Origin of the sequence: Nocardia sp. No.11, from assembly GCF_038752175.1 — a bacterium.
Taxonomy (GTDB): Bacteria; Actinomycetota; Actinomycetes; order Mycobacteriales; family Mycobacteriaceae; genus Nocardia; species Nocardia canadensis.
The window spans coordinates 1-9,898 of record NZ_JBCGFB010000173.1; the positions used below are offsets into that span (position 1 = coordinate 1).

The window sequence follows — 9,898 nt, forward strand, 5'->3', positions numbered from 1 at the left end:
CCGAGCCGGCCCCCGTGGCCGAGCCCGCTTCGGCCGCCGGGACTGTGGCCGAGCCCGCCCAGGCTGCCGACGCGGCCGCCACCGCGCCTCGAGCACTCGCCGAAGGCGCGCGGCAGGAGTCGGCCCCCGATGCCGAGACGGCTTCGGTTGTCGAGCCTGCTACCGAGGCGCCCTCGAGCGCGGAGGACGTCGACACCGTCGCTGAGTCGCCGGTCGCTGATCCCGAGGTCACCGCCGAGTCCTCCGCCGCGGCTGTGGCAGACACCGCTGCCGTGGAACCCACGACCGGCGATCAGCGTGCGTCGGCCGCCGCCGACCAGGCTGCTGTCGCGGATCAGGCTGTCGCGGATCAGGCTGCCGCGGATCAGGCTGCCGCGGATCAGGCTGCTGCCGCCGAGTCGGCTGCTCGGGATGCGGCGGAAGACACCGCGTCGGTAGCGGCCGCTGAATCGGAGGTGGCCGAATCTGTTTCGCAGGCCGACACTGATGCGGCCGCCGACGGTGCGCGGGCCGACGCTGCCGAGGAGGCTGCCGTCGCCGGTGCCGCAGTGGCGGGTCCGTCCGCGACGGAAACCGCGTCGGATGTGTCTGGTGCCGAGGTCGTCGACGCGGCGCAGGGCGACTCCGCCGATGAGCACGGATCGTCGGTGGCGCGCTGAACGGATCGGCGGATCCCTTCGGCACCGCGGAGCTGCGTGCCGGAGTGCTCGCCGCGTGGCGGGATTCGCCCACCCGGTTGCGGGAGGACAGTGCGAGTGAGGCGGATCTGGTGGCCGCGGGCTACCGGGATCGGGTGCTCACCGAGCTGGCCCAGAACGCGGCCGACGCGGCGGCGAAGGCGGGTGTTCCCGGCGAGTTGAGTGTCCGAGTGCTCGACGGGCGCCTGCATGTCGCGAATACCGGCGTGCCGCTCAGTGTTTCCGGTGTGCACGCGCTGACGGCGTTGCGCGCCTCGGGCAAGGCCGAGGCCGAGCAGGTCGGGCGGTTCGGCGTCGGCTTCACGGCGGTGCGCTCCGTGGGCGACGAGATCGAAGTGCGGTCGACCACCGGCTCGATCCGGTTCTCCCGGACCGCGACCCGGAACGCGCTGCACGACATCGGGATCGAGATCCCCGAGGAGCTGCCGACGATCGAGCCGCCGGTGCTGCGCCTGGCCTGGCCCGTGCCGACCACCCCGGTCGCCGGCGCCGATACCGAGGTCGTCGTACACCTGCGCGACGACATCGACGCGGACGCCCTGCTCGCCGCCCTGCGCGCGGAGGCGACCGACCTGCTGCTGGAACTGCCCGCCCTGCACCGCATCCGGATCGGCGCCGACGAATTCACCAGCACCGTCACCGATCTCGGTGCCGACGGCCGCACCGAACTCGCCATCACCCAGCCGGAGGGCGCCACCCGGCGCTGGTGGCAGTACCGCACCCCCAGGGCCCGCTGGCTGCTCCCGCTGCGCGACGGCCGCCCCGTGGCCGCCGCGCCCGACGTCCTGCGCGCCCCCACCCGCTCCGACGAGGAGCTGTCCCTGCCCGCGATCCTGGTGGCCGACATCGCGATGCAGCCCGATCGCCGTCGCCTCCTGCCCGGCGCCCGCCTGTCCGAACTGGCCTCCGGCTACGCCGATTTCGCCCGCGCCCTCCCGCCCCGCGACCGCCTCGTCCTGGTCCCGGCCCCCGGTTTCGCCCGCAGCGAGGCCGACGGCCTCCTGCGCGAAGCCGTCACCGCCGAACTCCGCACCAACCCGTGGCTCCCCGTCTGCGCCGCCCACATCGACGACCCGGTCGAACTCGCCACCGAGCCCGACCTGCCAGAAGCCGTCACCGCTGACCACGGCCGCTCCGCATCGGTCACGGCCGTCGGCCCCTTGTTCGTCGGGTCGCCCGAGTCTGATTCGGAGACAGCGGGTTTCGCGCCCACCGGATCGGCCGAGTCCGATCCGAGCGCCGCGAGCTCTGCGGCCGACGCTTCGGCCTGGCCCGGGCGGGACGAGGTCGCGCTGGATGCGACCGGAACCGCGTCCGCCGACGCCCTCGCGTTCGGATCGGCGACGGCGACCGTGGGCTTCCGCCCCGACGCGACCGCGGACCGGGTGTGTATCCCGACCCGCGCCAGCGTATTCCCTGATCTCACGCCCGAATTGGCGGCTTTACTCGCCGATGTCACCGGCCCCCTGCTGATCCCGGAACTGTCCGGCCGCGCTCAGCAGGAGAAGCTGTCGGTCCTCGATGTGCACCGCCTCGGCCCCGCCTCCCTGGCCGACCTGTCGAGCGGCCTCGATCGCGAACCGCACTGGTGGCAGCGGTTCTACGCCGCCCTCGAACCGTTCGTGGTCGATACCAGGACCGCCGAGGAATTCGGCGCGCTCGCGGTGCCGCTGGCCGACGGCAGGCTGGTCACCGGCCCGCGCACCGTCGTCCTCGACGATCAGCTCACCGTGGCCGTTCCGGTGCACTGGGCCCGCCTGGTGCACCCCGACGCCACCCACGCGCTGCTGGCCCGCCTCGGCGCCCGCAGCGCCACCGCGGAGGACCTGCTCACCGACCCGGGCCTGCGCGACCTGCTCGAGCAGGACCCGGCCGACCCCGACACCGTCGACGCGGTCCTGCGGTTGGCCCCCTTCGCGACCCCGGAACTGCTCCCGCCGTGGCTCGGCCTGCTCGAATTGCCCGACGACACCGGCGAACCGCGTCCCGCCGACGAACTGCTGCTGCCCGGCGCACCGCTGGCCGCCGTCCTGGTCGACGACTCGCCGTTCGGCACCGTCGCCGACGACACGGTCGCCGAGTACGGCGCCGAGGCCCTGCGCGCGATCGGCGTCGGCTGGGACTTCGCGGTGGTCAGCGACCCCGACCCGGTCGGCCCCGATCACGACCTCGACGACGAACACGCCTGGTGGGACGGTCTTTCCGAGGATCCGCGCGAGCTGGCCGCCGTCCGCGATCTGGATCTGGTCGACGAGAACCGCTGGCCCGCCGCCCTGCGGCAGCTGCTGGCGGAGCCGCGCACCCGCGCCCTGCTCGCCGACCGCGACGGTTACACCGCCTGGTGGCTGCATCGGCACGCGCACGTCGGTGATATCGCGCTTGGCCGCCTGCGGCACCCCGACGACGACGAATTCGCGGGCCTGCTCCCGGCTTTCGAGGTCGACGGCATCGCGGGCACCGACCTGGACGTGCTGCGCCCGCTGCTGGTCCGCCCGGACGTGATGTCGGCCGAACTGGCCGAGGAACTTCTCGATGCCCTCGCCGACCCGTCGAAAACCCCGGCACCCGAGGTCATCGCGCACACCCACGCCCGGCTGGCCGCCGCCGTGGAGACCGGTGCGCTCGATCCGCGCGAACTGGATCTGCCCGATCAGGTGCGCGCGCTGTCCGGCGCGGTCGTCGACGCGAGCACCGTCCTGGTCCTGGACCAGCCCTGCTTCGGTCTGGTCGTCCCGCCGGAGCGGTTGGTGGCCGGTGATATCGACAGCGCCGAGGGACTGGCGACCCTGCTGGACCTGCCGCTGGTCTCGGAGGAGGTCAGCGCCGAGGTGCTCGGCACCGGCAGACGGACCACCTGGGCCGCGGACGCGCTGGGGGTGGTGCTGCGTCAGCTGTGGTCACCGCGGGATACCTCGGGCGCGCTGGTCCTGCACGAGACGCTCGAGGTGCATCTGCGCGGTGCGCTGACGGGCACGGTACGGGTGCCGTGGTGGCACACCGAGGACGCGGTGCACGTGCAGGTGCCGCGGGGCTAGCGCGCGTGCGCGGCCACCATCGCGGCGAGCAGGTCGAGCTGGGTCTGCACGGCCTCGCTGTCGTCGTCGACGAGCCAGCGCAGCACGACACCGTCGATGACGCTGAGGATGAATCGGCTCAGCTCGGTGACGGGGGTGGTCCAGGTGGTCTCGGTCGCTTCCCGGAAGTGGTCCATGACGTCGGCGACGGTGGTGTCGTTGAACGCGTACTGCTCACGCGCGATCGCGATCTTGGCCGGCGTCGACTCGCCCTCGCGCAGGGCGTAGGTGGTGGTCTCGTAGGTGAGCAGCTGGCGCTCCGGAGTGGCTTCGATGTTGCGCCACATCAGTTCCAAACCGGAACGCACCAATTTCTGAAGCGCTTCTTTTCCGGTTCCGGCATCGGCCCACAGCGAATCATCGGCATCGACGGAATCGCGCAATTCCATGGACAACGCTTTGACCAGCTCGGTCATCAGTGCGTCCTTGTTTTCGAAACAGTAATGCACCACACCGAGTGAGACGCCCGCGGCTTGTGCGACATCGCGCGTGGTCACGCCCGCGACGCCTTTTTTCTCGGCGAGACCGATCGCAGCCTCGATCAGGTGGGCTCGTCGTTCTTCGACGCTCAATCGGGAGGACACGTGTGCGAGTTAAGCGCCCGCGTGGCAAACAGTCAATTCGCCGGTCCGCGAGAAAATCCTGGACATCTGACCAGTTGATGTGGTTGTCTCCGAATCGGAAGTTGCGAAGGAGTCGCCTGATGTCCGTGTCCCGCCGTACCGTCCTGGCCGCCTCGGCCCTGGGTGTGGCCGCCGTGCCCGTCGTCTCGGCGCTCACCGGCGCCGCGACGCCCGCCGCCCGCGCGAATCCGAAACCAGGCGGATTCGAATTCGGGCTCGGTATCGCCGATCTCACCGGACCGGCCGCGGAATGCGGCATGATGGGCTACTCGCAACTCGATCAGGCGACGGCCGGAATTCATCTGCGCCCCCGCGCCCGCGCGTTCGTGATAGGCGCGGACGGAAATCGCGTCGCCTACGTCGCGGTGGAGAACGGGGCGGTGTTCGGCTCGGTGCATCGCGGTGTGCTGCTCGCGCTCGCGCAGCGATTCGGCGATCGCTATACCGAGCGAAATGTCGTGCTCACCTCGACCCACACCCATGCCAGTTGTGGCGGTTCCGCGCACGACTACGCCTATACGCTGGCGACCCTGGGATTTCAGCAGCAGGTCTACGAGGCCGAGGTGAACGGCATCGTCGAGGCGATCGTCGCCGCCGACGCCGATTTCGGGCCCGGCGCCATCGCACTGGGTCGGTCCACTCTGCGCGACGCCAGCGTGAACCGGTCCCGCGTCGCCTTCGAGCGCAATCCCGAGGCCGACCGCGCGGTGTTCCCCGACGCCATCGACCCGGCCGTGACCACGCTGGTCTTCACCAGGGCGGGTCGTGAGGTCGGCGCGCTGACCTGGTTCGCGACCCACAACACCTCGATGACCAACGCCAACCGGCTGATCAGCTCGGACAACAAGGGCTACGCCAGCTTCGCCGCCGAGCACATCGAGCACGGCGTGCGCCATCTCGACGGCCCACCGGCCTACATCGCGGCGTTCGCGCAGACCAACGCCGGTGACATGTCACCCAACCTGAATCTGCGGCCCGGCGACGGGCCGACCACCGACGAGTTCGACAACACCAGAATCCTCGGCGAGCGCCAGTACGACGCGTCCAAAGCGGCTGCCGCGCAGGCGGTGCCGATGTCGGGGCCGGTCGGATCGATGCTGTGCTACATCGACCTGGCCGACATCGCCGTGGACGGCCGGTTCACCCCGGACGGCGCGCCGCGGCGCACTTCGCCTGCCGCCGCCGGTGTTTCGCTGATCGCGGGCAGCGTCGAGGACGGGCCCGGCCTGCCGGGCGGGCCGATTCCCGAGGGTGTGCGCAATCCGATGGTGGATTTCCTCGGCGGGATCGACCATCCGCACCCGGCCTGGCTGGCGGACGCCCAGGCGCCCAAGGCGATCGCGGTGCCGCTGGGGCTGCTGCCGCCGGTGCCGTGGGTGCCGAACGTGGTGCCGATCCAGCTGATCCGGATCGGCGGGCTCTATCTGGCCGCCGCAGGCGCGGAATTCACCATCGTCGCCGGGTTGCGGGTGCGGCGCGCGGTGGCGGCGGTGCTCGGCGTCGAGCCCGAACACGTGCTGCTGCAGGGCTACGCGAACTCCTACCACGAGTACGTGACCACGCCGGAGGAGTACGACGCGCAGCAGTACGAGGGCGCCTCGACGCTGTTCGGCCGCTACACGCTGTGCGCGTATCAGCAGGAGTTCGCCCGGCTGGCCGCCGCGTTCGTCGCGGGCGGGGCGATCGGGCGTGGTCCGGCGCCGCGCGATGTGTCGGCGCTCCAGCCGAATTTCGCCGCCGTGCCCGGCCCGGACACGACGCCGCAGGGGCGAGGCTTCGGCGATGTCCTCGTGCAGCCGCCGGCGACGTGCGCGCGCGGCGAGCGGGTGGCGGTCGAATTCGTCTCGGCGCACCCGAAGCACAATCCGCGTCGCGGGGACACCTTCCTCGAGGTGCAGCGTCGCACCGGCGCGGGCGACTGGGAGCGGGTGGCCAACGAGGGCGAGTGGGACGTGCGGTTCCACTGGCGCAAGGAGGGCGAGGCGGTCTCGATCGCCAGGTTCACCTGGGACGTGCCCGCGACGGCCGCCGGCGTGCACCGGTTCGTGCATTTCGCCGACGCGCTGGGCGCCGACGGTGCGCTGCGTCCGGTCACCGGGACCAGCGCCGAATTCGAGGTGACCGGCTAGTCGGTCGACAGACCCACCTGCGCGCCCTTGTCGCCACGGCGGGCCGAGCGGAGCTGGGCCAGGTAGATCGAGACGCCGAGCACGCCGACCGCCAAGCCCATCAGGCACACCGACCGGGCCTCCGACCAGGCCGGATTCAGCCAGACCAGCGCGGTCGCGACGATCCAGGCGACGAATCCGACCACCACCACCGGACGCGGATCGACCAGGCTTCGAGGCAGTTCGGGGACCGCGGAGCTGACGTGACCGTTATCCATACCCAAACAGTAGCCGCGTGAAACACATCAGGTGGCGCGGACGTACCGTAGAGTTCTGCACTGTGACAACGCCATCGGACGTCCGTGCCCTGGCCGGTGACCTCTCACTGGCCGTCGTACGGCTCACGCGACATCTGCGCGGCCGCCGTGCCGACGCGCAGATCTCGCTCACCCAGCTGTCGGCTCTGGCGACGCTGGCGCGTGATGGTGCCATGACACCCGGGGCGCTCGCGGGCAAGGAGCGGGTGCAGCCGCCGTCGATGACGCGCGTCATCGCCTCGCTGTCGGACCTGGATCTGGTGCAGCGTCGTCCGCATCCGACCGACGGCAGGCAGATCATCGTCTCGCTGTCCCCGGCCGGGCGCGCGCTGGTGGCCGACGAGACCAGTGCCCGTGAGGCCTGGATGACCGATCAGCTCTCGCGCCTGCAACCGGAGCAGATCGAGATCCTGGACCGGGCGGTCGAGATCATGAACCAGATCGTCGCCGAATCGGAGTGATCAGCGCGTCTGGTCGGAGTCGACGACCTCGTGCCCGAGCGGGAACAGCGACAGCGGCACCAGCTTGAGATTCGCCCAGGCGAAGGGCAGGCCGATGATGGTCACCGCCAGCGCGATGCTGGTCGCGATGTGACCGATCGCCAGCCACCAGCCCGCGAAGACGAACCAGATGATGTTGCCGATCAGTGAGCCGGCGCCCGCGCTCGGTTTGTCGACCACGCTGCGGCCGAACGGCCACAGCACGTAGCCGGCGATCCGCAGCGACGCGATGCCGAACGGGATGGTGATGATCAGGATGAAGCAGATCAGCGCCGCGAGCAGGTAGCCGAGGGCCATCCAGAAACCGCACAGCACCACCCACAGGATGTTCAAGATCAACTGTACGAGCTTCATGTATCCATCATGCCAGGATTGTCCCGTGGCCGAAGTGATCGACATCGACGACCCCGCCGACCCTCGCGTCGACGACTTCCGTGACCTGTCCTCCGCCGACCGCAGGCCCGACCTGCCGGGGCGCAAGGGCCTGGTGATCGCGGAGGGCGTCGTGGTCGTGCAGCGGATGCTCGACTCCCGGTTCACCCCGAGCGCGCTGCTCGGCGTCGGGAAGCGCTACGAGGCGCTGGCCGAGGACCTGGCCGATCGGAACATCCCGTACTACCGGGCCGATGCCGAGGTGATGGCCGAGGTGGTCGGCTTCCATCTCAACCGGGGCGTGCTCGCGGTGGCACCGCGGCCCGCCGAGCTGTCGGTCGAGCAGGTGCTCGACGGCGCCCGCACGGTGGCGGTGCTCGAGGGCGTCAACGATCACGAGAACCTGGGGTCGATGTTCCGCAACGCGGCCGGGCTCGGCGCGGACGCGGTGCTCTTCGGTGACCGCTGCGCCGATCCGCTCTACCGGCGCGCGGTCCGCGTCTCGATGGGCCACGTGCTGCGGGTGCCGTTCGCGCAGCTGCCGCAGTGGCCGGGCGGGTTGGAGCTGTTGCGTGAGCGCGGCTTCCAGATCATCGCGCTGACGCCGAATCCGGCGGCGGTGAACCTGGCGACGGCGATGACGGGGGAGCGGGTCGCGCTGCTGCTCGGCGCGGAGGGACCGGGCTTGACCGAAGAAGCCATGCGCGCCACCGATATTCGCGCGAGAATTCCGATGTCGCCCGGGACCGATTCGCTCAATGTGGCGACCGCGGCGGCGATGGCCTTCTACGAGCGGGTGCGAACATCGTGAAGCAGGAACCGGACGGTCCGTACCGCGCGCAACCGGATTCGGTGCCGTGGGCCGCGGGCGTCACGGTGGTGGTGCTGGTCGCGGCGCTCGGCGCCGTGGCGGTGTACGCGTTCGGCGCCGCGCTGGCGACGGTCCACTGGCTGCTCGCCGTGGCGGTGAACGTGGTGGCCGCGGTCGGGGTGGCGCCGACGGCGTGGCGCTGGCGGTTCACCCCGGTCGTGCGGTGGGTGCTGGCCGGGGCGGCGATCGGGGTGGTGCTCGGCTGGCTGACGCTGCTCGTCGACCAGCTCAGCTGAGCGGTCTCACAGCACCCGGTCGGTCCGGTGCAGCCAGCCGAACAGGCCCCGCTTGCGCCGGGTGGCCGCGCCGGGACTGTCCGCCTGCACCAGCGATGGTGGCTGCGGTGCCTGCCCCTTCGGGTACAGCGTGAAGCCGCAGACCGCCAGGTCGCCGGGGACCAGGCCGCCGGGCGCGGCCTGCGTGCGATAGCGGAACCCGAGCCATTCGTCGTTGGCGGCATCGGCGAAGGCAGGCGGGTCGAACGGCAGTGACTGCGGTTCGGGACGGTCGCCGGGCTGCCACGGCACCGGATGGTCACCGGCCCAGAACGGCCGCTCCCACACCATCGGCAAGCCCTCGTTCTCCAGGATGTCGACCCGGGTGGAACTGAACGAGCGCCGGAACTCGCCGCGCTCCCAGTGCGCGAACGCGCCCCAGCGCAGCGTGGCGTCGAACGAGACCAGATAGGTGTGCTCCGAGGCCAGCGGCCGCACCAGCAGATCCGGCAGCTTCGTCGGCCGCACCAGCGCCGCCTCGGCCGTGCACACGACTGTCAGCCCCGGATAGCACCCGATGTACACCTCGTTCCGATCCGGCGCGGCGCATCCGTTGAGCGTCCCGATCATGATCGCCCGAACATCGTGCTCGGCGTACAACTGCCCGGCCAAGGCGGCAGCGGCCGCCGGATCGGGCTCGGGCCGCCCACACAGCACGGCCGCCGGATCCGGGGTGTCGACATACCAGAGCGTGGAAGCGGACAGCACCGACAACCACCTCCCACCTAGACCGAATCACCAGCTCCAGCAAGAACATGGGTAACTCACCGGGAACGGGCTACCGCGACCCCACCGACGACCGCCGATGGCCAACCCACCCCGACGCCGCACCTAGGTCCGGCCGACATCCCGGCGAGGCGGGACGACTCAGTGCCCGGAGCTGCGCACGCCCAGGAGTACGTCTTCCCAGGACGGCATCGGCGCCTTGCCGCGCTTGGCCCGTGCGGGCTTGGCGGCGGGCTTCTCCGGTGCCGGCTCCGGCGCGGGCTGCTCCTTCTCCTGCTGCGCGACCGGCTGACTCGGCGGCGTCGCCGGGACCGGCGCAGCGGGTGCCGGCGCG

9 protein-coding genes and 2 pseudogenes are annotated in these 9,898 nt (G+C 71.1%); 6 read left to right on the top strand and 5 right to left on the bottom strand.

The genetic code is table 11. The annotated features are described in order from the left end of the window. Both V8688_RS29680 and V8688_RS29685 read left to right on the top strand, forming a co-directional pair. Nucleotides 1-659 (top strand): annotated as a pseudogene (locus tag V8688_RS29680) (hypothetical protein); the annotation flags it as partial. Nucleotides 660-703: 44 nt separating this feature from the next. Beyond that, nucleotides 704-3,733, top strand: coding sequence for an ATP-binding protein (locus V8688_RS29685; protein ID WP_342802176.1), 3,030 nt, complete (start codon nucleotides 704-706; stop codon nucleotides 3,731-3,733). On the opposite strand, the gene V8688_RS29690 is transcribed toward V8688_RS29685, so the two are convergent. Continuing rightward, on the bottom strand, nucleotides 3,730-4,356 hold the full coding sequence (locus V8688_RS29690) for a TetR family transcriptional regulator (protein WP_218716894.1): 627 nt from the start codon (nucleotides 4,354-4,356) through the stop codon (nucleotides 3,730-3,732). The genes V8688_RS29685 and V8688_RS29690 overlap by 4 nt on opposite strands. A 119-nt stretch (nucleotides 4,357-4,475) precedes the next feature. Between V8688_RS29690 and V8688_RS29695 the strand changes: the two genes are divergently transcribed. Then, entirely contained in the window at nucleotides 4,476-6,524 is a 2,049-nt protein-coding gene (locus V8688_RS29695) for a neutral/alkaline ceramidase (RefSeq protein WP_342802177.1), read from the top strand. On the opposite strand, the gene V8688_RS29700 is transcribed toward V8688_RS29695, so the two are convergent. Beyond that, nucleotides 6,521-6,781, bottom strand: a complete 261-nt coding sequence (locus V8688_RS29700; protein WP_218716896.1) for a DUF2530 domain-containing protein — start codon at nucleotides 6,779-6,781, stop codon at nucleotides 6,521-6,523. The genes V8688_RS29695 and V8688_RS29700 overlap by 4 nt on opposite strands. 62 nt (nucleotides 6,782-6,843) lie before the next feature. Between V8688_RS29700 and V8688_RS29705 the strand changes: the two genes are divergently transcribed. Further along, nucleotides 6,844-7,281 carry a MarR family transcriptional regulator gene (locus tag V8688_RS29705; protein WP_218716897.1) on the top strand — a complete coding sequence of 146 codons (438 nt, stop codon included), beginning with the start codon at nucleotides 6,844-6,846 and terminating at the stop codon, nucleotides 7,279-7,281. Here V8688_RS29705 and V8688_RS29710 read toward each other — a convergent pair whose 3' ends face one another. Further along, on the bottom strand, nucleotides 7,282-7,674 hold the full coding sequence (locus tag V8688_RS29710; RefSeq protein WP_218716898.1) for a YccF domain-containing protein: 393 nt from the start codon (nucleotides 7,672-7,674) through the stop codon (nucleotides 7,282-7,284). 25 nt (nucleotides 7,675-7,699) lie between these two features. Here V8688_RS29710 and V8688_RS29715 point away from each other — a divergent pair, with 25 nt between their 5' ends. After that, a complete protein-coding gene (locus V8688_RS29715) occupies nucleotides 7,700-8,503 on the top strand; it encodes an RNA methyltransferase (protein ID WP_218716899.1) in 804 nt (267 codons plus the stop codon). After that, nucleotides 8,500-8,799: a DUF2537 domain-containing protein gene (locus V8688_RS29720; protein WP_316573473.1), complete on the top strand. Its 300-nt coding sequence runs from the start codon at nucleotides 8,500-8,502 to the stop codon at nucleotides 8,797-8,799. The genes V8688_RS29715 and V8688_RS29720 overlap by 4 nt, the downstream gene beginning before the upstream one ends. 6 nt (nucleotides 8,800-8,805) lie before the next feature. Here V8688_RS29720 and V8688_RS29725 read toward each other — a convergent pair whose 3' ends face one another. Next, nucleotides 8,806-9,546, bottom strand: a complete 741-nt coding sequence (locus V8688_RS29725; protein WP_342802178.1) for a hypothetical protein — start codon at nucleotides 9,544-9,546, stop codon at nucleotides 8,806-8,808. A 159-nt stretch (nucleotides 9,547-9,705) separates the two neighbouring features. Then, nucleotides 9,706-9,898, bottom strand: a pseudogene (locus tag V8688_RS29730) (DUF3071 domain-containing protein); the annotation flags it as partial.

Excerpts from the sequence above, each read along its gene's own strand:
- V8688_RS29695 (WP_342802177.1), top strand. The coding sequence starts at position 4,476 with ATGTCCGTGTCCCGCCGTACCGTCCTGGCCGCCTCGGCCCTGGGTGTG.
- V8688_RS29700 (WP_218716896.1), bottom strand. The coding sequence starts at position 6,781 with ATGGATAACGGTCACGTCAGCTCCGCGGTCCCCGAACTGCCTCGAAGC.
- V8688_RS29710 (WP_218716898.1), bottom strand. The coding sequence starts at position 7,674 with ATGAAGCTCGTACAGTTGATCTTGAACATCCTGTGGGTGGTGCTGTGC.